General features: G+C 72.8%; 21 protein-coding genes, 1 tRNA gene and 2 pseudogenes. 11 read left to right on the top strand and 13 right to left on the bottom strand.

All coding sequences use genetic code 11. From position 1 onward, the window contains the following. Positions 1 to 53: 53 nt before the first annotated feature. Positions 54 to 878 (bottom strand): annotated as a pseudogene (efeU, locus tag KPF47_RS30880) (iron uptake transporter permease EfeU). Between the two features lie 132 nt (positions 879 to 1,010). Further along, entirely contained in the window at positions 1,011 to 1,421 is a 411-nt protein-coding gene (locus KPF47_RS30875) for a tetratricopeptide repeat protein (RefSeq protein ID WP_224387920.1), read from the bottom strand. Between the two features lie 153 nt (positions 1,422 to 1,574). Here KPF47_RS30875 and eno point away from each other — a divergent pair, with 153 nt between their 5' ends. From eno to KPF47_RS30860, 3 genes are all read left to right on the top strand, one after another. After that, entirely contained in the window at positions 1,575 to 2,870 is a 1,296-nt protein-coding gene (eno, locus tag KPF47_RS30870) for a phosphopyruvate hydratase (RefSeq protein WP_224392305.1), read from the top strand. A gap of 191 nt (positions 2,871 to 3,061) precedes the next feature. Then, positions 3,062 to 3,661 carry a septum formation initiator family protein gene (locus KPF47_RS30865; protein ID WP_224387921.1) on the top strand — a complete coding sequence of 200 codons (600 nt, stop codon included), beginning with the start codon at positions 3,062 to 3,064 and terminating at the stop codon, positions 3,659 to 3,661. 4 nt (positions 3,662 to 3,665) lie between these two features. Beyond that, the gene (locus tag KPF47_RS30860; protein ID WP_224387922.1) at positions 3,666 to 4,190 is read left to right on the top strand and encodes a DUF501 domain-containing protein; all 525 of its coding nucleotides are present in this window, start codon (positions 3,666 to 3,668) and stop codon (positions 4,188 to 4,190) included. 18 nt (positions 4,191 to 4,208) lie between these two features. Here the strand turns inward: KPF47_RS30860 and KPF47_RS30855 are convergent, their stop codons facing one another. After that, positions 4,209 to 5,411: an FAD-dependent monooxygenase gene (locus KPF47_RS30855; RefSeq protein ID WP_224387923.1), complete on the bottom strand. Its 1,203-nt coding sequence runs from the start codon at positions 5,409 to 5,411 to the stop codon at positions 4,209 to 4,211. A gap of 103 nt (positions 5,412 to 5,514) precedes the next feature. On the opposite strand from KPF47_RS30855, the gene KPF47_RS30850 reads away from it, so the two are divergent. Continuing rightward, positions 5,515 to 6,123, top strand: coding sequence for a MarR family winged helix-turn-helix transcriptional regulator (locus KPF47_RS30850; RefSeq protein WP_224387924.1), 609 nt, complete (start codon positions 5,515 to 5,517; stop codon positions 6,121 to 6,123). Here the strand turns inward: KPF47_RS30850 and KPF47_RS30845 are convergent. Continuing rightward, positions 6,101 to 6,733 (bottom strand): TetR/AcrR family transcriptional regulator, encoded by a 633-nt coding sequence (locus tag KPF47_RS30845; RefSeq protein ID WP_224387925.1) that lies wholly within the window; start codon positions 6,731 to 6,733, stop codon positions 6,101 to 6,103. The two genes, KPF47_RS30850 and KPF47_RS30845, sit on opposite strands and share 23 nt — an antisense overlap. 90 nt (positions 6,734 to 6,823) lie before the next feature. Between KPF47_RS30845 and KPF47_RS30840 the strand changes: the two genes are divergently transcribed. Next, positions 6,824 to 7,780 carry a zinc-binding dehydrogenase gene (locus KPF47_RS30840; protein WP_374108814.1) on the top strand — a complete coding sequence of 319 codons (957 nt, stop codon included), beginning with the start codon at positions 6,824 to 6,826 and terminating at the stop codon, positions 7,778 to 7,780. Between the two features lie 12 nt (positions 7,781 to 7,792). Here KPF47_RS30840 and KPF47_RS30835 read toward each other — a convergent pair whose 3' ends face one another. Beyond that, on the bottom strand, positions 7,793 to 9,430 hold the full coding sequence (locus tag KPF47_RS30835; RefSeq protein ID WP_224387927.1) for an acyl-CoA dehydrogenase family protein: 1,638 nt from the start codon (positions 9,428 to 9,430) through the stop codon (positions 7,793 to 7,795). A gap of 87 nt (positions 9,431 to 9,517) precedes the next feature. Between KPF47_RS30835 and KPF47_RS30830 the strand changes: the two genes are divergently transcribed. Together KPF47_RS30830 and KPF47_RS30825 are read left to right on the top strand one after the other, a co-directional pair. Then, positions 9,518 to 10,471 carry a Ppx/GppA phosphatase family protein gene (locus KPF47_RS30830; RefSeq protein WP_224387928.1) on the top strand — a complete coding sequence of 318 codons (954 nt, stop codon included), beginning with the start codon at positions 9,518 to 9,520 and terminating at the stop codon, positions 10,469 to 10,471. Continuing rightward, positions 10,468 to 11,184: a uracil-DNA glycosylase gene (locus tag KPF47_RS30825; RefSeq protein ID WP_224387929.1), complete on the top strand. Its 717-nt coding sequence runs from the start codon at positions 10,468 to 10,470 to the stop codon at positions 11,182 to 11,184. The genes KPF47_RS30830 and KPF47_RS30825 overlap by 4 nt, the downstream gene beginning before the upstream one ends. A 33-nt stretch (positions 11,185 to 11,217) precedes the next feature. Here KPF47_RS30825 and KPF47_RS30820 read toward each other — a convergent pair whose 3' ends face one another. After that, complete coding sequence (locus tag KPF47_RS30820) at positions 11,218 to 12,036, bottom strand: class I SAM-dependent methyltransferase (RefSeq protein ID WP_224387930.1); 819 nt, start codon at positions 12,034 to 12,036, stop codon at positions 11,218 to 11,220. A gap of 32 nt (positions 12,037 to 12,068) precedes the next feature. Between KPF47_RS30820 and KPF47_RS30815 the strand changes: the two genes are divergently transcribed. Further along, positions 12,069 to 12,141 (top strand) — tRNA-Leu (locus KPF47_RS30815). Between the two features lie 137 nt (positions 12,142 to 12,278). On the opposite strand, the gene KPF47_RS30810 is transcribed toward KPF47_RS30815, so the two are convergent. The 6 genes from KPF47_RS30810 to KPF47_RS30785 all read right to left on the bottom strand — a co-directional run bounded on the left by KPF47_RS30810 (position 12,279) and on the right by KPF47_RS30785 (position 18,101). Beyond that, on the bottom strand, positions 12,279 to 13,646 hold the full coding sequence (locus KPF47_RS30810; RefSeq protein ID WP_224387931.1) for a tyrosine-type recombinase/integrase: 1,368 nt from the start codon (positions 13,644 to 13,646) through the stop codon (positions 12,279 to 12,281). Further along, positions 13,646 to 13,834, bottom strand: coding sequence for an AlpA family transcriptional regulator (locus KPF47_RS30805; RefSeq protein ID WP_224387932.1), 189 nt, complete (start codon positions 13,832 to 13,834; stop codon positions 13,646 to 13,648). The genes KPF47_RS30810 and KPF47_RS30805 overlap by 1 nt, the downstream gene beginning before the upstream one ends. Beyond that, positions 13,831 to 15,495, bottom strand: coding sequence for a helitron helicase-like domain-containing protein (locus tag KPF47_RS30800; RefSeq protein ID WP_224392304.1), 1,665 nt, complete (start codon positions 15,493 to 15,495; stop codon positions 13,831 to 13,833). Before KPF47_RS30800 ends, KPF47_RS30805 begins: the two co-directional genes overlap by 4 nt. Next, positions 15,492 to 17,063, bottom strand: coding sequence for an FtsK/SpoIIIE domain-containing protein (locus KPF47_RS30795; RefSeq protein ID WP_224389916.1), 1,572 nt, complete (start codon positions 17,061 to 17,063; stop codon positions 15,492 to 15,494). The genes KPF47_RS30800 and KPF47_RS30795 overlap by 4 nt, the downstream gene beginning before the upstream one ends. 223 nt (positions 17,064 to 17,286) lie before the next feature. Continuing rightward, entirely contained in the window at positions 17,287 to 17,646 is a 360-nt protein-coding gene (locus KPF47_RS30790; RefSeq protein WP_224389270.1) for a WhiB family transcriptional regulator, read from the bottom strand. Then, a complete protein-coding gene (locus tag KPF47_RS30785; RefSeq protein ID WP_224392303.1) occupies positions 17,643 to 18,101 on the bottom strand; it encodes a hypothetical protein in 459 nt (152 codons plus the stop codon). The genes KPF47_RS30790 and KPF47_RS30785 overlap by 4 nt, the downstream gene beginning before the upstream one ends. A 51-nt stretch (positions 18,102 to 18,152) precedes the next feature. Here KPF47_RS30785 and KPF47_RS30780 point away from each other — a divergent pair. Further along, a pseudogene (locus KPF47_RS30780) lies at positions 18,153 to 19,050 on the top strand (IS5 family transposase). Positions 19,051 to 19,155: 105 nt separating this feature from the next. Here the strand turns inward: KPF47_RS30780 and KPF47_RS30775 are convergent. Continuing rightward, positions 19,156 to 19,389, bottom strand: coding sequence for a hypothetical protein (locus KPF47_RS30775; RefSeq protein WP_224392302.1), 234 nt, complete (start codon positions 19,387 to 19,389; stop codon positions 19,156 to 19,158). Between the two features lie 229 nt (positions 19,390 to 19,618). On the opposite strand from KPF47_RS30775, the gene KPF47_RS30770 reads away from it, so the two are divergent. Both KPF47_RS30770 and KPF47_RS30765 read left to right on the top strand, forming a co-directional pair. Beyond that, the gene (locus KPF47_RS30770) at positions 19,619 to 20,461 is read left to right on the top strand and encodes an IS5 family transposase (RefSeq protein WP_224386276.1); all 843 of its coding nucleotides are present in this window, start codon (positions 19,619 to 19,621) and stop codon (positions 20,459 to 20,461) included. Between the two features lie 371 nt (positions 20,462 to 20,832). Continuing rightward, positions 20,833 to 21,603 (top strand): GntR family transcriptional regulator, encoded by a 771-nt coding sequence (locus KPF47_RS30765; protein WP_224392301.1) that lies wholly within the window; start codon positions 20,833 to 20,835, stop codon positions 21,601 to 21,603. Positions 21,604 to 21,610 lie beyond the last annotated feature (7 nt).

Here is a 21,610-nt window from a genome sequence, read left to right as displayed (position 1 = left end):
GACACCGGGCGCGTGTGCGACGGCGCGGCGGGACGGGGTGGTGTGCGGGCCGGTCAGGCGTCGGCGGTGGCCGGGGCGCGACGGCGGGCGGGGCGCAGGAACAGCGCCAGGACCACCACGACGTAGACCGATCAGACGACGGCCTCGAGCACGGTGGTCTGCGGCGAGAAGTTGAAGACGCCCTTGAGGAGGGTGCCGTACCAGGAGTCGGCCGGGACCGCGTCGCTCACGTCGAAGGCCAGGGTGGTCAGGCCGGGCAGGATCCCGGCCTCCTGCAGGTCGTGCACGCCGTAGGCGAGGATCCCCGCGGCGACGAAGACCAGCAGGAAGCCGGTGACGGTGAAGAACCGCCCGAGGTCGATCCGCAGCGCGCCGCGGTAGATCGCGTACGCCAGGGCGACGGCGATCGCGATGCCGATCAGGAAGCCGACCAGCGGTCCGGCGGTCTCGCCCGCGGCCTGCGCGGCGGCGAAGAAGAAGACCGCGGTCTCCAGCCCCTCACGGCCGACGGCGAGCGCCGCCATCACGACGACGGCCCACGGCCCCATGGACACGGCGCGGTCCAGGGCGCCCTCCAGCTCGCGCGACAGCGTCCGCCCGTGCGAGCGCATCCAGAAGATCATCCAGGTGACGAAGCCGACCGCGACGATCGAGAGCGAGCCGCCGAGCGCCTCCTGGGCCTCGAACGTCAGGGCCTGCTGGGTCAGGGTGAGCCCGAGCGTGACGCCGACGCTGACGGCGACGGCGAGCGCGACGCCCGCCCACACCCGGGGCAGCTCGGAGCGACGCCCGGTGCGGACCAGGAAGGCCACGAGGATCGCCACGACCAGCGCGGCCTCGAGCCCTTCGCGCAGCCCGATGAGCGCGTTTCCCAGCATGCGTCCTCCCACGGCGCCGACACCGACGGCAGCACCAGGTGAGGGTGCGCTGCCGGGCGGGAAGGCTAACCTCACCCGATCGGGCGGGGAAGTGTCGCGGGGCATTCGCCCCGGAAGATCCGTTTTCGCAGCTCAGGGCCGGTCGGGCGCGAGTGCGATGCGGGCCCGCACCTCGCCCAGGGCCTCCTGGTACTCCGGGCGGGGATCCATCGCCGAGGCGATCTTCAGCTGGGTCTCGGCCTCACCCAGCCTGCCCTGGCGCTGCAGCGTCTTGCCGAGGGCGAAACGCGCGTAGTGGTCGGCCGGGTCGGTCTCGACCACCCTGGTGAAGGCTGCCTCGGCCTTGCGCAGCTGTGCCGAGTCCAGGTAGGCGCGGCCCGCGAGCAGGTGCACCGAGGCGTCGCCGGGCTCGTCCGGACCGTGCGCTTCGAGGACGGGACGCAGCGCGTCGAGCGCCTCGAGCGGGCGGTGCCGGGAGAGCAGCCGGTCGGCACGGCGGAACGCCGCGACCGGGTCCTGAGGGTTCGCACGGGGACTGCTCATGGTCACCCTTACGTTAGGTGCGATCCGGGCGGGATGCGAGGTCTTGACAGGGCGCCGGTGGCCCGTGGGGTGACGCAGGCGTCCCCCGCCGGGGGCCCACCGGTGACTACGCTGACGCTCCGGACGACACCCGCGATCAGAACAGGAGTCACGGTGGCGGTCATCGAGCAGGTCGGGGCACGCGAGATCCTCGATTCCCGGGGCAACCCCACGGTGGAGGTCGAGGTCGCGCTGGACGACGGCACGCTGGCGCGTGCCGCGGTCCCGTCGGGCGCCTCGACCGGCGAGCACGAGGCCGTCGAGCTGCGGGACGGCGACAGGAACCGCTACGGCGGCAAGGGCGTCGAGAAGGCCGTCGCGGCTGTGCTCGACGAGATCGGGCCGGAGCTCGTCGGCGTCGAGGCGGTCGACCAGCGCCTGGTCGACCAGCGCCTGGTCGACCTCGACGGGACCCCGGACAAGTCGAAGTTCGGCGCGAACGCCCTGCTGGGCGTGTCGCTGGCCGTCGCGAAGGCCGGGGCGGAGTCCTCGGGCCTGGAGCTGTTCCGCTACGTCGGCGGCTCCAACGCGCACGTCCTCCCGGTGCCGATGATGAACATCCTCAACGGAGGTGCGCACGCCGACACTTCCGTCGACGTGCAGGAGTTCATGGTCGCGCCGATCGGTGCGGAGACCTTCCGCGAGGCCCTGCGCTGGGGCGCGGAGGTCTACCACGCGCTCAAGTCGGAGCTGAAGGACAAGGGTCTGTCGACCGGTCTCGGCGACGAGGGGGGCTTCGCCCCCGACGTGAAGGGCGGCACCCGCGGGGCGCTGGACCTGATCGCCGCGGCCGTGCAGCGCGCCGGCTACACCCTGGGTACCGACGTCGTGCTGGCGCTCGACGTCGCCGCGACCGAGTTCCACGAGGGCGGCAAGTACTCCTTCGAGGGCAAGAAGATCACCGCGGACAAGCTCTCCGAGGTGTGGGTCGAGCTGGTCTCGACCTACCCGCTGGTGTCCATCGAGGACCCGCTGGACGAGAACGACTGGGACGGCTGGGTCGCGCTCACCGAGTCCATCGGCGACAAGGTGCAGCTGGTCGGCGACGACCTGTTCGTCACCAACCCCGAGCGCCTCGAGGACGGCATCGCCCGCGGCGCCGCGAACGCGCTGCTGGTGAAGGTCAACCAGATCGGCACCCTGTCCGAGACCCTCGATGCGGTGACCATGGCGCACAACGCGGGCTACCGCTGCATGATGAGCCACCGTTCCGGGGAGACCGAGGACGTCACCATCGCGGACCTCGCCGTCGCGACCGGCTGCGGCCAGATCAAGACCGGCGCCCCGGCGCGGTCCGAGCGGGTGGCCAAGTACAACCAGCTGCTGCGCATCGAGGAGCTGCTCGGTGACGCCGCCCGCTACAACGGCGAGCTGGCGTTCCCGCGCTACCAGGTGCCCGGCCAGAGCTGACGCTCCGGTCGTTCCCCCGTTGGTGGCACCGGTGCCGCCCGGATCGTCTGCGGACGGTTCGGCGCGGCGCCCCCACCGGCGCCCGATCGGGCGGCATGCTGGGCGGGCCGCCACGGAGCGGCACCGAGCGGCACCGGGCGACGCGGAGCGGCACTGGCGGGTGAGGGAACCCGGGACGGACGGGAGGGCGCATGGCGGATCGTCGGGGACGTGGACGGGACGGCCGTGCGCGCACGTCCGCTGCGGGGCGCGGCCGGGCCGCGGCCAAGCCGCGGGCCACGACCGCGCGCTCGGCGCGGGCGCCCGCGTCGACGGGCGGGTCGGCTGCGCGGTCGCGTCCGGCCGCACCGCAGGGTGCCCGCCCCCGGCTCACGCGTGCCCGGTCCCGTGCCGGCGAGGTCGTCGCGCGCACGACCGGTCTGCTGGGCCTGTCCTCCACGAAGCGGGCCGCCATCCTCGCGATCGTCGTGTGCGCACTCGCCCTGACCGTCGCCGTGCCGCTGCACAACTTCGTCGCCCAGCGCCAGGAGCTGGCCGACGTCTCCGACCGGCAGCAGGCGCTCGAGGCCGACGTCGCGCGGCTGTCCTCCGACCGCGCCCGGCTCTCGGACCCGGCCGAGGTCGAGGCGCAGGCCCGGTCCCGGCTCGGGATGGTCCAGCCGGGAGAGACCCCCTACGTCGTGCAGTTCCCGGCCCCGCCGGCGCCGGTCGTCGAGGACGGTCAGGCCGAGCCCGGCGTGCCCTGGTTCCACACCCTGTGGAACGACGTCACGGGCGACCCGCGACGATGAGGGCGTGAGCAGCACTCGTTCCCGTCCGCCCGGTCTGGAGCCGGGCCCGGTCGGCCGGGCCGACCTCGACGCCGTCGCCGACCAGCTCGGCCGCGCCGCACGGGGGGTCCTCGCGGTCGCCTACCGCTGCCCGTCCGGGCACCCGGCGGTCGTGCAGACGGCGCCGCGGCTGCCCGACGGCACCCCGTTCCCGACGCTGTACTACCTGACGTGCGCGCGGCTCGCGTCCCGGATCGGGACCCTCGAGGCGGAGGGCCGGATGCGCGAGATGGAGGAGCGGCTCGCCGCCGACGAGGAGCTGGCCGCGGCCTACCGCCGAGCCCACGAGACCTACCTCGCCGAGCGTGACGCCATCGAGCCGCTGGCCACGCACCCGGACGTCACGGCCGGGGGGATGCCGGACCGGGTCAAGTGTCTGCACGTGCACGTGGCGCACGCACTGGCGGCCGGGTCCGGGGTGAACCCGTTCGGCGACGAGGCCCTCGAGGAGATCGGCGAGTGGTGGCGGTCCGGACCGCCCTGCCTGTAGGCCCGGTCCTGTGCGTGCTCAGCCGGTGGCGGGCGCGAGCGTCCGCACCGGGTAGTCGGGCAGTGCGAGGTGCTGGACGGGCAGTGTGTCGTCGACGAGCCCCGCTCGGCGCAGCGTCCCGCCGAGCGGCCCGGCCAGCACCTGCATCCCGAGCTGCAGCAGGCGGCGCTGTCGGTCCGTCCGCGGGTGGAACATGACGAACTGCTGCGCCCGGTCGGTCATCGGGCGCAGCAGGCGCTCGTAACGACCGAAGGCGCCGCGGACGTCGTCGGGGGTCCTGCCCAGCTCACCGGCCAGTACGTAGGCACCGGTCAGAGCGCTCGTGGTTCCCGTCCCGAACGGTCCGGCGCACCACGCGGCGTCGCCGAGCAGCGCCACCCGGCCGCGGTGGAACGACGGCGTCCGAACCTGTGCGACCTGGTCGATGTAGGGGGTCGTGTCGTCCAGGGCGCCGAGGATCCGAGGGGTCTCCCAGCCCAGGTCGTCGAACGTCGCGCGGAGCAGCGCCGTCGCCCCGGCGCGGTCGAGCCGGTCGAAGCCGAGGGTGTCGGTGGACATGCTGAGCATCGCGCGGGTCGTACCGACGGCGTCCGGGCGCAGGTGGACCACCCGGCCCCGCCCGCCGAGGTGCATCCGCCAGCGTCGGTCGTCGTCGGCGGTACGGGGGATCGTGAAGTAGGCCCACACCAGCCGCAGCTCGTGCAGGGTCGCCTCCGGCAGCACCAGTCGGCGGGTGCGGGAGCGGGCGCCCTCGGCGACCACGACGGCGTCGAACCGCCGGGCCGGTCCCCGGGCGAAGCGGACGTCGACGCCGTGCCCGTCGTCGTCGAGCCCGGTGATCCGGTCGCCGAACACGTACTCGGCCGACGCGGCGGAGTGGTCGTGGAGCAGGCGCGCGAGCCTGCCCCGCAGGATCTCCAGGTCGGCGGTCGGTGACAGGTCGTCCGTGCGGTCGGCCGGGAACTCGGCGATCGTGGCGCCACGGGAGTCGACGAAGGCCATGCCGGTCTCGGTGGTGTGCTCGGCCCGGACGGCCTCCTCCAGGCCCATCCGACGGACGACCTCGCGTCCGGAGCCGCGGACGTCGACGTTCTGGCCGTCCTCCCGGAGCCGGGAGGACCGTTCCACCACGGTCACGTCCCAGCCGTTGGCGGCGAGCCACGAGGCCGCGGCGGGTCCGGCGATGCTCGCGCCCGAGATCAGGACGGTGGGGTTGCTCATGAGGGTGCCTCTCGACGGTGGTCCGGTACCGGAGATCGACCCAATGCTTAGACTGTCTAAGCTTAGTTTGTCTAAGTAATCGTCTGTGGTGGGATGCGGTGTGATGCGGGACGAGCCGACACGCGACGAGACGATCCGTGCACTGCCGGGGCTGGCGGACCTGGACGACGTGTCGCTCGCGGTCAGTGGGTTGATCTCCGCGTCGCAGGACCTGGTGGTGCGGACGGCCAGGACGATGGGCATCGGCGTGACCGACATGACCGCGATCATGGTGCTGACCGAGCACGGACCCATGGGCGCGACCGGGCTCGCCGGCCGGTTGGGGATCACCCTGGCCTCGACCACGGTCCTGGCGGACCGCCTGGAGCGGGCCGGCTACGTCGCACGGGGGCGGGACGCCGAGGACCGGCGGCGGGTCACCCTCGCGGCGACGGCCGCGGCCCGGGGTGCTGCCGGCGCCGCCTGGCTGCCTGCGATCACCGAGATCGACGACGTCTGCCGGGTCCTGTCCGGCCCGCAGCGGGAGTCCGCACTGGACCTGCTGGCCCGGCTCACCGCGGCGGTGCAGCAGGGCAACCGGAACGGGCCCGCCGCCGCTCGCCCCGGCGGTCACGCCGTGGGCACGGCCGGCTCCGCCGGGATGCCGGCGTCGCCCTCGCCGGGGCCGGCCCCGGCGCCCCCCGACGCCTCTACCGGGGCCGGGGGGTGGTGATCGGACCCGCCGCACCCCCGGTCGGCTGCTCGACGGCCCGGTCGGTGGCGCGGAAGGCGTCGACCGCGAGCCGCGCGAAGCGGGCCGCGTCGCGTGCCCGGGTCGGTTCCGGCGCGGCGGCCAGACCCCGCCCGGCCCGGAGGACCAGGACCAGGTCGTCGAGGCCGAAGTCGGCCCGCAGTGCACCGGCCGCCCGCGCTCGTGACGCGAGACCGTCGAGCATGCCGAGCAGCTCCTGCCGGTGGCCGGCGAGCAGGTCCCGGGCGGGCTCCGCGGCGGTCAACGCGTCGACGAAGCCCCGGTTCCGCACGTTCAGCGCGAGGAGCCGGTGCACGACCGTCCGGAAGCCGCGCCACGGGTCGTCGTCGGCGGCTCCGTCGACGACGATCTGCCGGCACCGGCGCATCTCCTCGGCGAACGCCTCGCGGACCAGGTCGTCGCGGGTCGGGAAACGGCGGTACAGGGTGGCGGGTCCGACCCCGGCCCGCCGGGCGATCGTGCGCATCCCGACGTCCAGCCCGCCCTCGGCGAACAGGGCGCGGGCGGCGACGAGGATCCGGTCGCGGTTGTCCTGCGCATCGGCCCGTAGGCGAGGCAGCTCCCGGTCCATCCGTCTCACTTCCGCCGAAGTGGACGGGTGCGTCCACTACCGTCGGAAGGGTACGCGACCAGGGAGGACACGGAGACGCAGGCGGTCAGGATCGGCGAGTTCGGTGCCCCGGACGGGCTGGAGGTGGTCGAGGTCCCGGTGCCGCGACCCGGCGCGGGTCAGGTCCTCGTCCGGGCCGAGGCGATCGGTGTCGGAGGTGTGGACACGGTGATCCGTCGAGGTCTGCTCGGTAGCGGGTTCCCGGTGGGGATGGTGCCGGGCAGCGAGGCGGCGGGTGTGGTGACCGCGACGGGAGAGGGGGTCGACCCGGCGTGGACGGGCCGGCGGGTCTGGGCCTTCACCGGTACCGGCGGTGCCTACGCCGAGCAGGTCCTCGCGGCGGTCGACGACGTGGTCGCCCTGCCGGACGGCCTGACGGCGGTCCGCGCGGTGACCCTGGGGAGCGCGGGTCCCGTGGCGCACTTCGCCCTGGCCCACGCCCACCACACGTCCGGTGAGAGCGTCCTGGTCCGCGGTGCGGCGGGGAGCATCGGCATCGCGACGGTGGAGCTCGCCGTGCAGGGCGGTGCGGGTGAGGTGGCGGTCACGACCTCGTCCGCGGAACGGGGGCGTCGACTGCGCGAGCTCGGGGCGACCCGGGTCCTCGACCGGTCCGGCGCGGGCGGGACGGACCGCTACGACGTGATCATCGACGTGGTCGGGGGACCGGACGTCCCGGCGTTCCTGGACCGGCTGGCCCCGAACGGGCGGCTCGTCCTCGTCGGTGCGGTCGCCGGGTTCCCGCCCGCCGACGTGGGGTCGGCGTTGATCCGGGAGTTCCGGCAGTCGCGCTCGTTCGCCACCTTCAGCCTGGACACCGTCCCCCACCCGCGACGGGACGCGGTCCGCGCCGACCAGTTCGACGCGGCCGTCCGGGGCGGGCTCAGCACCGTCGTCGACGACGTACTGCCGCTGCGGGCCGCGGTGGAGGCGCACCGCCGGATGGACGCGGGGACCGTCTTCGGGCGGCTCGTGCTCGTGCCCGGCGACGGCCCCGCGACGGCCTGACCGCCCGGTCGATCAGGGCGTCGCCCGCTCCAGCAGCACCCCGACGGTGTCCTTGCCGGGCCGGGTCCCGGCCGTGCGCAGTGGCCCGTCGGTGTCGAGCCGGGTCGCGAGGAAGACGTCCGCGACGGCCGTCGGCGCGTGCCGGACCAGCAGCGATCCCTGCAGGGCCAGCGCGGCCAGCTCCGCGAGGCGGCGGGCCCGGCGCTCCTCCGGTGCGGCCAGCTCCGCGCGCAGCGCGGTCACGGTCGCGTCGAGGCGTGGGTCGGCGCCCGCGGCGAGGTCGATCTCGGCGAGCAGCGCCTCGACGGCGTGCGGCTCGCGCGCGATGGCACGCAGCGCGTCGAGCGCGGTGACGTTGCCCGAGCCCTCCCAGATCGAGTTCAGCGGCGCCTCCCGGTAGAGCCGGGGCAGGTCGGACTCCTCGACGTAGCCGTTGCCGCCGAGGCACTCGAGCGCCTCGGCGACGACGGTGGAGGTCCGCTTGCAGACCAGGTACTTCGACACCGGGAGGGCCAGGCGCAGCAGCGCCGTCTCGCCCCGGTCGACCGCCCCGGCCAGGCGCAGGGCGAGGACGGTCGCCGCCTCGGTCTCCGCGGCCAGCTCGGCGAGGACCTCGCGTATCAGCGGCTGGTCGGCCAGCCGGGCGCCGAAGGCCGACCGGTGCGCGACGTGGTGCGCGGCCTCGATGACCGCGGCCCGCGCGGTCGCCGCGGAGCCGAGCACACAGTCCAGCCGGGTCATCGAGACCATCTCGATGATCGTGCGGACGCCGCGGCCCTCGTCGCCGACGCGCCGGCCGACGGCGCCGGCGTACTCGATCTCGGACGAGGCGTTGGACCGGTTGCCGAGCTTGTCCTTGAGCCGCTGCAGCCGGATCGCGTTGCGCGTGCCGTCGGGCAGCACCCGGGGCAGGACCAGGCAGGTCAGCCCGCCGGGGGCCTGGGCGAGGGTGAGGAACAGGTCGTTCATGGGCGCGCTGGTGAACCACTTGTGGCCGGTGAGCCGGTAGCTGCCGTCGGGCTGCGGGGTGGCGACGGTGGTGCCGGCGCGGACGTCGGAACCGCCCTGCTTCTCGGTCATGGACATGCCTGCGAGCAGCCCGGCCTTGTCCGCGGGGACGGCGAGCCCGGGTGCGTAGGTCCGCGCGGTCAGGCCGGGCTCGTGGGCGGCGGCGAGCTCCGGGGCGTGGCGCAGCGCCGGCACCGCCGCGTAGGTCATCGAGATCGGGCACAGGTGGCCCTGCTCCACCTGCGAGGTCAGGTAGAAGCCCGCGGCGCGGGTGACGTGCGCGCCGGTGCCGGGCGCGGCGGCCCACGGTGCGGCGGCGAGGCCGTGCTCGACGCTGGTGCGCATCAGCGCGTGCCACGACGGGTGGAAGGCGACCTCGTCGACACGATGGCCGGTGCGGTCGTGGGTGCGCAGTTCGGGCTCGTGGGTGTTGGCGGCGCGGGCGTGCTCGCGGTGCTCGGCGGTCCCGATCGTCGCGGCCAGCTGCCGGAGCGCCGCCGGGTCGCCCCCCTCGCGCCCGACCGCCTCGACGACGGCGGGGTCCGCGGAGAGCAGGTCGCCGTCGGCCCGGTCCGGGACCTGGTTCAGGACCTCGTGCGTGCCGAGGTCGGACACCGGGGCGGGGATGCGCGTCGTCGCCATTACCGGAGGGTAACCCCGGCCCGCGGGTCCGCCCGCGCCTTCCGGCTACGGTTCGGACCGACCGTCGTCGTACCCGAAGGAGTGCCGATGTCGCGGGTTGCCGCCATCGACTGCGGAACGAACTCGATCCGGCTGCTCGTCGCCGATGTCACCGAGGCCTTCGACGGCCAGAAGGAACTGCGCGACCTGCACCGCGAGATGCGGATCGTGCGGCTCGGCAAGGGCGTCGACGCCACCGGCCGGCTCGACCCGGAGGCCCTGGAGCGGACCCGGGTGGCGCTGGTCGACTACGCCGTCGCCGCCCGCCGCAAGGGCGCCGAGCGGATCCGGATGGTCGCCACGTCGGCGCCCCGGGACGCGTCGAACCGCGAGGACTTCTTCGCGATGGTCCGCGACACCCTCGGTGTCGAGGCGGAGATCATCTCCGGGGACGAGGAGGCGCGGCTGTCGTTCGTCGGCGCGGTCGGCGACCTCGACCCCGACGACGGCCCGTTCGTGGTGACCGACGTCGGCGGCGGGTCCACCGAGGTCGTCGTGGGGGAGCTGCGCGACGGCGTCGCGCAGGTGACGGCGGCGAAGTCGGTCGACATGGGGTCGGTGCGGCTGACCGAGCGCTGCCTGCCCTCGGACCCGCCGTCGGAGTCCGAGATCGGGTCCGCGCGGGCCGTCGCCGCCGAGGTGCTGGCCGAGGCGTTCGCGTCGGTCCCGGTCGGGACCGCGAGGACCTGGGTCGGGGTGGCCGGAACGATCACGTCGCTGTCCGGGATCTCCCAGGAGCTGCCCGCCTACGACCGCGAGCAGGTGCACGGCTCGACGCTGACCCGCGACGAGCTGCACCGGGTCGCGGACCTGCTGATCGGCTCGTCGCGGTCGGAGCGGGAGAGGCACGGCTCGCTGCACCCGGGCCGCGTCGACGTCATCGGTGCCGGTGCGCTGGTCGTGCAGGCACTGGCCGACGAGCTGCACGCCCGTGCCGGTATCGACCGCGTGGTCGTCTCCGAGCACGACATCCTCGACGGGATCGCGCGATCGATCGCATGAACCTGACGGTTCTCGACCAGCGGATCTCCGAGTGCCGGTCCTGCCCGCGGCTGGTCGAGTGGCGCGAGCAGGTGGCCCGGGAGAAGCGGGCCGCGTTCCGCGACGAGACCTACTGGGGTCGCCCGGTGCCCGGCTTCGGCCCGCCCGACGCCCGGATGCTGATCGTCGGTCTGGCGCCCGCCGCACACGGGGCGAACCGGACCGGACGCATGTTCACCGGCGACCGCAGCGGTGACGTGCTCTACGCGGCGCTGCACGCCGTCGGGCTGGCGTCGCAGCCGCCCGCATCGCACATCGGTGACGGTCTGGAGCTGTACGGGGTCCGGATCACCGCGCCCGTGCACTGCGCGCCGCCGGCGAACAAGCCGACGCCCGCCGAACGCGACACCTGCCGCGGCTGGCTGGAGCAGGAGCTCGACCTGCTGGCCCCGACGGTCCGTGCGGTGATGGTGCTCGGCGGCTTCGGGTGGCAGGCGCTCCTGCCGGTGCTCGCCGGGGCGGGGTGGGCGGTCCCGCGGCCGGCTCCGAGGTTCGGGCACGGGGCGTCGGTGACGCTGGCGCCCGCGCGCCCCGACCGGGAGCCGCTGGAGCTGTTCGGCTGCTACCACGTGAGTCAGCAGAACACCTTCACCGGACGCCTGACCCCGGCCATGGTCGAGCAGGTCCTGGCCGACACGGCGGCGGCCGCCGGATTGTCGCCTACTCGACGATAAGTTGGATCGCCGCTGGTCGGTGCGTTGTCCCAGTCAGCCGGTGGTGAACCGGTGCAGGCGCATCGAGTCCTGCACGGCGGGGACGTGCCCGGCCGCCGACAGCAGCGGCCGCAGCCACACCCGTGGCTCGCGCAGCGACACCTCGTCGTAGACCGAGACGTCGTCGCGCTCGGTCAGCGACGGGTGCCGGTGCGCGAACTCGGCGGGATCCCACGCCCAGCGGAACTCGGTGCCGACGGCACGGAAGGTCGGCGTCCAGCGCGAGGCCCGCAGAGTCCACGGGGCGACGGCGTCGAACGCCAGCGTCGCGGAGGGGGTACCGGCGACGACCCGACCGACGGTGGCGTGGACGGCCTCGGACGGGACGTACATGAACAGGCCCTCGGCGACGACCAGCGTCGGCCGTGCCGGGTCCACCGCGGACCACCAGCCGTCGTCGGTGACGGAGCCGGGGACCTGCTCGATACCGTCGGGCATCTCGTAGAGCCGGCGGCGGACGTCGATCACCTCGGGCTGGTCGACGTCGACCCAGCGGCACGTCGACGGCACTCCGACCCGCAACGGCCTGCTGTCCAGTCCGCAGCCCAGGTGCAGGACCTGCCCCGCGGGCTCGATGGCGAGGAACTCCCGCGTCCAGTCGTCGAGGATCGCGGCGCGACACGCGATGGTCGAGACGTCACCGGTGAACTGCCAGAGGCCGTGGACGTCGTGCTCGATGCGGTCCCAGACGGGCTCCGCCCACGGGTCGCCCAGGATCGGACGACGGGACCGTGCGTCCAGGCGTCGCATGTAGAGGGTCATCAGCAGGGTCGCCGCGGCGCCCCGGAGGTCGACCTTCTCGGTGCTCGGCATGAGTCCTCCCCGCCTGGCTACGCTGTCGCGGCGCCCCCGTAGCCCAACGGCAGAGGCAGGCCCCTTAAAAGGGTCCCAGTGTCGGTTCGAGTCCGACCGGGGGCACCCCGCAACCACCCCGACACTACGCCCCTGACCAGCGGCTACGCCCGTCCGCGCGAAGATGATGTTGTCCGGTCGTATCCGGCCCTGACCGGGGTTCGGCGGGTGGCTGTACCGAATACGTACCGAAGTTTCGTCGCTCACGAGGCATCCCCGAGGGCGTCGGCGATCCGCTGCCGTGCGGCGTCCTCCTGGCCGACGATGGTCTTGGCGTAGATCTGGTGCAGGACGGCGACGCTGTGCCCGGCCCACTCAGCGACCTGGGTCGACGGGACACCGGCGTTGAGCCACGTCGACACGGCGGCATGGCGCAGGTCGTAAGGACGACGTGCGAGCGGTGAGGCGGCTTCCGACTCGGTGAGAGCGACCATCCGGGCCTTCCGCCAGACGCGGCAGTAGGTGCCTTCCGGGAGATCGCCGCCGCGGACACCGCGGAACAGCCGGCCATCCGGTGTCGTGCCGTGCTCGGCGAGGTGCGCCCGCAGCAGGACGGTGAGCGGAGGGGGAGACGGGACCGAGCGGGTCTCACCGCGGGCCCGGTGCTTCAACTCCCGCTCCTCGCGACGTCGGCCGTTGTCGGTCCAGGAAGCGCCGGCCTCGGGGGTGGAGCCGGTCAGCAGCAGCTCGCCCCAGCCCTCGTCGGGCAGCCGGAGGTCAGCTGCGCGCAGCGTCACGGCCTCGCCCGGCCGGAGGGCGGCGTAGTAGAGCAGGCCGAAGAAGGCGACCAGGCCCGGGCCGCTCGGCTTCTGGCTGCCGACGGCGGACAGCAGGGCGCGGGCTTGGGCGGTGTTGACGACGGCTCGCTTGTCCACCGTCTTCACCGTGCGCGGGATCTTCCACGCGATCGCGGTGACCGGGTTGCGGGTCAGGAGACGGCGCTCCACCGCGTACTCGCCGAGGTTGACCACGACGCCGCGTTGCCGAGCGATCGAGGCAGGGGCTGCGCGGCCGCCGTCTCCACGAACCGCGAGGGCGTCCAGGACGGCGCGGACGACGACGGGCTCGGCCAGCTCACCGACCTCGCGGGTGTTCCGTTCGAGCCAGGACAGCGCCCGTGTGATCTGTTCCGGTGGTGTGCCGTTCGAGCTGGCCCGGACGTTGAACGCCCAGGCGGTGAGCGCCTTGCGCAGTGTCGCGTCATCCGGCCGGCCTCGCTCGCCGGTGAGCAGCGCGAGGGTGGCGTTGGTGAGTGCCCGCGCCGTGTTGCGTCGTGAGTTCGGGGCCAGGTGCGGCCACTTCATCGCCACGTACTCGCGGGCGAACGGCAGCCACCCCACACGACGCTCGGACCGATCCATCGACATCGGACGGCCGGTGTCCAGCGAGAATGCCTCGCCACGCCGGGCGGCGACCAGCAGCTCGGAACGGACGGCGTCCGCCAGAGCGGCGGTCTTGTACGGGACCCGCCAGCGTCGGCCGGCGACCGACCACTTCACGGTGTGCGTCGTCGTGCGAGCGCCCGAGTACACCTCGACCTTCCAGATCCGCACGTCATAGGAGGTCTCCATCAGGCCGCCTCCTCGTGCGCGTCGAGCCAGCGCTCCAACTCCGCACGACGGACCCGCAGGTCACCGTTGGGGAGCTTGATGCACCGCGGCGCCCGGTTCTTCGCCCGCCACTCGTAGAACGTCGACCGCGAGATCCCCAGCTCCGCGCACACCTGCATGACCGTCAGCCGCTCCGTCGCCTTCGTCATGCCGCTGCTCCCTCGGTTGCCGAACGGTCATCGGGTGCCGCGTCGGTGGTGGCGAGAACGGCGGCGTCGTAGTCGGCGCGCCATCGACTCCGTTGGTTGATCGCGTGGAGCAGCAGCACAGTGCGGGGTGGCACGTCGGTGTCCCCAGGTTTCGTGGTCTCCCACTCGAACGGGCCGTCGTCGACGGCGTAGGCGGGCTGGACCCCGGCGCGGTCGAGGAGTTGCCGAACGAATGCGGTCCGCTCCGCGCGGTGGTCGCTCAGGCTCTTGTTGGACCACTTGCGGGAGACGAGCACCCGGCGTCCGGCGATGCCGAGGTGTTCGGGCTTGTGCGCTTTGCCCTTGCAATGCCCTGGCGTTGTTCCGGGTCGGGCGCCCTTGGGCTCGATCCCGTAGAGCAGCCAGATCGGGCAGCGCGGCGAGCACGGGGTGATCGCCAGCTCGGCGGCCAGGCGGCGTGCGTGCTCGCGCTGCCGGGCGGTGGCGGTGTCGTCGAGGCCGGCGGCCTGCCCGATGCTCTTGGTGAGGTACTTGGTCAGGTAGCCGATGTGCCGTCCGGCTTCTTCGGTGCCGCCGAGGATGCCCTTGACGTGGACCTGCGGCCCGAACACGACTGTGTGCGCCGGAGCTGTGAGCGCGTCGGGGTCGGTGGCCTCGTCCCAGGTCGGTAGCGGTTCGCGGGTCTGCGGGTCGACGAACGCGCGGTGGTGGTTGTCCCAGCGCGGGAGCCGGTCCCCGCTGTAGACGAGTTCGTCGTGGGCGGGCCACCACACCTGGTGATACGTCGCAGCTGTGATCGCGCGCAGTTCCGAGCGGGGGATGGTGCCGCGGATGGCGGCGTGGAAGTGCGGTGCTCCGCGTTTCTGGGGCTCGACGGTGCCGAAGTACTGCACGTCCCAGCCCACGCACCGGCGGGTGTTCTGCCAGAACCGGTCGAGCAGCTTCGGGAAGTGGATCGCGTCCCGCGCGGCGCGGCGGTAGTCGTAGGAGTCGGGGTCGAGGGCGGCGCCGTGCTTGTCCACCCGCCCATAGGTATCCAGCGTGAGCGTGAGGAAGGTCGAGGGCCGGTACTTCCCGCCGAACACCCGGCCCACGGTGCGGTCCTCCACCGGACGCCGCGGAAGGTTCGGCGCGTCCTGCCGACGCCGGGTCGAGCGACGCACGGTCTGCGGGCCGGGGTCGAGCGGGGCGAGCCGTCCTCGGACGCCGAGGGCGCGTAGTTCCTGGTCGAGCTCGGCGACGGTCTCGCGGATCTCCTCGCACTCGGCGTCGTCGCCCTTGGCGCGGGCGTCGGTGTAGGCGGCGTGCAGGTCGGCGCGGACCGTCATCAGCTCCTTCTGCGCTGTGGTGGGGTCGGCGGGCTTGGCGATGGGTTCGTTCTCGAGGTGCCAGCCCTCGCGGCACTGGACCATCCGCAGGCGTCGGGCCTTCTCCGCGCACGGGCGGCACTGGTCCTCCCGCGTCGACCCGCACGGCACGGGAACGACGTCGACCCGACCCGTGCTCTGGTCGATCCGGCGCATCGCGAGCGGTCGGACGCACACTCCGTGGTCCTCGGCGAGCTGGTTCGCGACCTCGGCCGAGAGGGCGAGCATCGCCTTCTGGGCGCGGGTCATCGACTCCTGGTCCACAGCCGCCGGGGCGGTCTGCTCGGCGGTCATGCGGCACCTCCGGTGGGCAGAGCGGGCGTACCAGGCCGGAACGGCAGCACCGGCGCCGGCCGTCGGGCCGGGTCCGGGGAGGGTGCGGTCACGAACCGTTCGAGAGCCTTGATCGCCTCGTCCGGCACCCAGGACGCCCGGACCCGCAGGGGTTCGCGGACGCCCTCGCCGAACAGGTAGCCGACGCCGGGTTCGGACTCGCCGATGCGGTTCGCCCACGCGCCCCGGTCATAGACCTGGTCCCCGAGGACCATCCCGACGTGGCTCTTGGAGGCCACGCGCAGGCAGATGCGGCGCGGGAACAGCTCCCGGACCGGGACGGTGTCCTTGGTCGGCTCCTGCACGTAGCCGCGGACGGTGTATCCGAGGGCGCGGCCCTGGGTGGTCAGCAGCGCGATGCGCTCGGTGATCGCTTCGCGGGTTTTGCGGTCGCCGACGTAGCGGAGCAGGGCGCCGATCTCGTCGAACTCGACGATCTCCAACGGGGTGTCGCGGGTGATCGGCACGAGGCGGGTGGTTCCGGCGTGGGCGCGTTTGCGGGTCTCCATCTGCTCGACCAGGTCGTCGAGCAGCGCCAACGCGTCGCGGGAGGTGACGGCGTAGCGGTGGAAGACGTCGCGGCCGTAGGCAAGTTCCATGCCCTTGGGGTCGATCCCGTTGACCCGCACCAGGCCGTCCCGGATCGCGGGTGCGATCGAGAGCAGGGGCGCCCACATCAGGGAGCCCTTGCCCGCGCCGGTGGCGCCGCCGACCAGGGTGTGGCTGCCGCGGATCGACTGCCGCCACTCGGTCCCGTACTCCGTCGCCCCGGACACGACTCGGTCCAGGTCGATCGCGTCGCCGGTGAGGCCGGCCATCGCGTCGAGGACGGGGGCGTCGATGACGCGGTCGAGCAGGTTGCGGCGCTGGTAGTCGATCGACACCACGTTCGGGCCCAGCTCGCGGACCTGGCAGCGGTTCACCCCGCGAGCGACGGCCAGCGCCCGGGCGGCGGTGTCGAAGTCCTCCGGGGTCTGCCCGGGCACCAGACGCACCGTCACTTCGTCCCAGGACGGGCCGGAACGCACCGACAGGATGCGCGGGAGCTGGTCGCGGCGCGGCCGGGACCGGGGCGCGGTCGCGGTCCGTCGGAGCGGGTTGACCTGGATGACCGTGGCCCCGGCCCGGTCGGGGACGGTCAGGTTGCAGGAGCGCAGCCAGCGCGGCATCCGCGGGGCGTAGACGGCCCAGCGCTGCCACCACGACCGGATCCGCCGCCCGGCCCAGTGGTCGAACGGCAGCGGCGCCGCGACCCGCCACAGCCCTAGCGCGGCCGCGACGGTGAGCGCGACGAGCAGCAGCGACGGCCAGCCCCACCACCAGCACCACGCCGACACCACCGTGATGGTGGAGGTGGTGCGCCAGTGCCGGGCCGCCCACACCAGCGCGAGGACGATGCCCTTGGCGGCGAGGTAGAGGGCGACGAACACCACGGCGGCGGTGGCGAGGGCTTCCAGGACCCGCGCGAGGTAGTGCCCGACCCGGTACAGGACGTAGAGCACGGCTGCCAGGGCGGCGCCGCCGACCATGCTGATCTGCTCCCAGGACAGCGGCACGTCCGCAGCCGGGGTGACGACGGCGGCGAGGGTGGTGGTGATCATCGACGGTCTCCCTTCCGACGGACGGTGGTGAGCGGAACGAGCACGAGCTGGTCGAGGTGATCGGCGCACCGACGGCGCCGCGGGTCGGGGCGCTCGTGCAGCGGGGTCCGGCAGACCTCGCACCGCGGCGGGCGCGGCGGCTTCGCGGCGCTCATGCGACGTCACCCCCGGCCGTCGGGACCGTGGTGGCGGGGGCGGTGGTGATGGTGAGTCCGGCGCGGTGCAGGGTCCGGCGCTCCGCGGGGGTGGTGCCGCCGGTGATCCCGAACCGCCGCGCCGGGTCCTCCGTGGCGAGGACGTCGGCCAGGCAGGCGGCGCGCACGGGGCAGCCCCGGCACACCCGACGCGGCGGCTCTACCGAGGCGGCGCGGTCGTCGACGGGGAAGAACAGCTCGGTGTCCAACCCGCGGCAGGCGGCGTCTTGGCGCCAGCCTGGTCCGGTGACGGCGACGGTGGGGTCGGTGATGGGGACCAGCCGCAGCACCGGCCGGCCGGACGACACGGGGCTCATCGGGCCACCGCCGTCGAGGTGTCGGGGAGGCCGGGGGCGGTGGGCTCGGTCAGGCCGAGGTCGTGCCAGTTCGACATGGCCCCCGCGACCTCGGAGGTCGGACGCCGGTCGGCGCGGGCCTGCCAGTCGTCGGCGGTGTCGGACCAGAACCGAGCCTCGCGCTCGGCGACCGAGACCGCGGCGTAGGCGGCCTGGGCGTGGATCATCGGCATGGCGTGGTCGGCGACGATGCTGCGCTCCAACACCGCCCACCAGCGGGCCCGGCGCGAGTGCAGCTCGGCCAGGCGCCGGGCGCGGGCCGCGTGCGCGACCGGGTCCAGCGACGGAACCGGGTCGAGTGTGGCCGCGATGGCGACGGCGACCCGGCGGAGGCCGGCCTCCACGAGCCGGGCCACCGGAACCACCGTCGAACCGGTCTCGGTGGCGGTGGGGGCGGGTGCGGAATGGGTGTTCATCTAGGGCGCGTCTCCTAACCCGGCTGGTCGGGCCTGCGCGATGATCAGTAGGTGTCGCGCCGTGCCGTCCTGACCGATGCCCAGTGGGACCGACTCGAGCCGTTACTGCCCTCGTCGGACGGGATGCCAGGGCGCCCGTTCGCCGATCACCGCAGAGTGATCGAGGGGATCATCTACCGGTTCCGCTGCGGGCTGGCCTGGCGTGATGTCCCGGTCGAGTTCGGGCCGTGGCAGACCCTATGGAAACGCCACCGCCGCTACTGCGGTGACGGCACCTGGGACCAGGTTCTCGCAGCTCTGCTCGCCGATGCCGACTCCGCCGGTCTCGTGGACTGGGCCGTGTCGGTCGACTCGACGATCATCCGCGCTCACCAACACGCCGCGACCCTGAAGCGGGACACAGGGGGCCGGATCGAACTACAAGAATCTGCTGATCGAGCCGCCCGATCACGCCTTGGGCCGCTCCCGCGGAGGGCTCGGCACGAAGATCCACCAGCTCGTTGACGGACACGGCCGCCCGCTGGTCGTACTGGTCGGCCCTGGCCAGGCCGGTGACGCCCCGATGTTCGCGCACCTGATGTCACATCTGAGCGTCGGACGGGTCGGTCCGGGCCGACCGCGGACCCGGCCCGAGCGGGTCCGCGCAGATAAGGCCTACTCCTCACGCGCCATCCGCGCCCACCTGCGCGGACGACGGATCGTCGCGGTCATCCCGGAGCCGGCTGACCAGCAGGGACACCGGAAACGACGCGGCACACGCGGCGGTCGACCACCGGCGTTCGACCGGGTCGACTACCGCGGCCGCAACGTCGTCGAACGCGGGTTCTGCGAGGTCAAGCAGTGGCGCGGCCTCGCGACCCGCTACGACAAACTCGCCCTGACCTACCGCGGCGGAGTTGCACTGAAGGCCATCGTCACCTGGTTGCGCACTTTAGGAGACACGCCCTAGGGTCGGTGTCCTTCCGAACTCAGATGCCTGGCTAGGGCGTGGGGTGAGGGAGATCCGGAGGGGGAGCCCGTTGCAGCGGGCCCCCTCCACCTACAAGAGCGCAGGTCAGGCGGCGTCCTGGTTCTTGCCAGGTCCCGGGCGCTGGTGACCGCCGGGGGCGCGCATCCCGGCGGCCCGGAAGCTGTAGGCCACCCGCGGCCGACCGCCGGACTCCTGCACGTACGGGGTGACGGTCAGGCCGTCGAACTCGACCGGGCGGAACGGCAGCCCCGCGGCGGCCTCGGGCGGGACCGGCTGGTGCGGCGCGGCGATCTTCACCGTCACCGTCTTAGAGGTCATTTCAGAACGAGGTCGACGTGTCTGTTGTAGACGACAAGCGGCTATCTGACCTGCCGTTTGATCTGTCGTCGAGGGGTCAATGGAAACTCGACAAGTCGTTCTGAAACGACCTCTTAGAGGTCGCGCGGATTGGTCACAGCTTGGCCGCGGTCGAGTGTCTGGGGGCGAGGGCGGGTACGGGCCTGCCGATCATGAAGTTATCTACGCTTCGTGATCGTCTGGAGGCCGCGTGCCCACCCTGCCATCATGGCTGACCGAGCCGTTGTGGGACCAGTTCACCGCGCTGCTGCCTCATCGAGACGAGTTCGATCCCACCCATCCGCTGGGCTGCCATCGCCGCCGGATCGCGGATCGGATCGTGTTCGACAAGCTCCTGCAGGTACTGCGGTTCGGCTGCTCGTATGAGGGCATCGCTGACAGCACCTGCTCGGCGACCACCATCCGCGATCGTCGTGACGAGTGGATCAGGCTCGGGGTCTTCGCCCAGCTGCGTCGGATCGTCCTGGACGCCTACGACCGCATCGTCGGTCTGCTGCTGCACGACATCGCCGTCGATGGCGCCATCACCAAGGCCCCCGGCGGCGGCGAGGTCGCCGGTCCGTCGCCGGTGGACCGGCGCAAACAGGGTATGAAACGTTCGGTGCTCGTCGAGGGATACGGCATCCCGCTGGGCCGAGTCCTGGCCGGAGCCAACCGGCACGACTCCCCGCTACTGGGCCCCACCCTCGACCGCCTCGATGCTCTCGGCCCGCTGCCCGACGACATCACCGTGCACCTCGACGCCGGCTATGACTCCGGCAAGACCCGCGACACGCTGGCCGAACGAGGCCTGCACGGCGAGATCGCGCACAAGGGTGAGAAAGCGCCGATCCAGGCCACCCGCCGCTGGCACGTCGAGCGGACCAACGCTTGGCACAACAGCTTCAACCGGCTGCAGCGCTGCTACGAACGACGAGAAATCGTCGTCGACGCGTTCTTCGACCTCGCCGACACGATCGTCACACTCCGTAGCTTGATTCGGCAGGCCTGGACCACACACCGCTGGAACGCCCGACCTGCACGACGTCCATGATCACCAACCAATCCGCGCGACCTCTTATCGGTCCGGCGGGCGGCGGGGTCGGCGTCGAGGACCGACACCGACCAGACCGGGAGGCCGGACTCCTTGTCGAGCTGCTGCACCGGGCGCCCAGGTGTGGACTTGTCGAAGTCGCGTACCGGCTCGACCTCCGAGACGACGAACGCGCCGTGCGGGAACACGTCGCCCATCGCGACGGGGAACTTGTTGGTGATTGCCATGACTGGCCTCCAGAGAGCGGGCCGCTCAGCGCGGCATCATTAGAACTACCTTTATTAGTGCACGCTGGACCGCTGTTCGTCAATAGAGGTGGTTCTAAGTGCCTCTGCGGTGATCTCTGGGCAGCTACAGCTACCGTTATTCACATGGGCACCACGGGTTACCGCGAGCTGGCCGCGATCCTGCGGGACGCGATCCAGGCCGAGCGGTACGCGCCGGGCGAGACCCTGCCCAAGCAGGACGAGCTGGCCGGGCAGTACGGCGTCAACGTCAAGACCGTGCGCAACGCGGTCGCCCTGCTCGAAGCCGAAGGGCTCGTGACCCCGATTCGTCGTCGAGGGACCGTCGTACGGCGCCGGCCGCCCATGCGCCGACTCGGCATCGACCGGTATAGCAAGCAGAAGTGGAAGTTCGGCGACGTCGTAGCGTTCGCCGCCGACCGCGAGGCGTCGGGCAGGGCGTGGCAGCCGACCGATCAGACCCAGACCGTGCGGCAGGTCCCTGCCGACCAGGAGATTGCCGACGCCTACGGCATCGAACCCGGCGCCCCGGTGTATGAGCGGGCCCGACTGGTCAAGGACGGCGACCAGCCGACGCACACCCTCGCCAGCTACTACCTGCCCGAGCACGTCGAGGGCACCCCGCTCGTCGACCCGACCCCGGGCCCGGCTGGGCGCGGCGGAGGATTCGCCGTGCTGACGATGCAGGGGCTCGAACCCGACGAGATCACCGAGTCGTTCCATGCCCGGATGCCGACGCCCGAGGAGATCGACCGGCTCGACCTCCCGGCCGGGGAACCGGTCATGATCCTGGACCGTCGGACCTACACCGCCGACGGCACGCTGGTCGAGGTCGCCCGCGGTGTCCACTCGGCGTCTCGGTTCGCCTGGACCTACACCTTCGCCATCCCCGACTGAGAGGACA

This window comes from Pseudonocardia sp. ICBG1293 (assembly GCF_020131355.1).
Taxonomy (GTDB): Bacteria; Actinomycetota; Actinomycetes; order Mycobacteriales; family Pseudonocardiaceae; genus Pseudonocardia.
The sequence above is the reverse complement of the archived record's forward strand: the minus strand, read 5'-3'. Positions and strand labels throughout refer to the sequence as shown.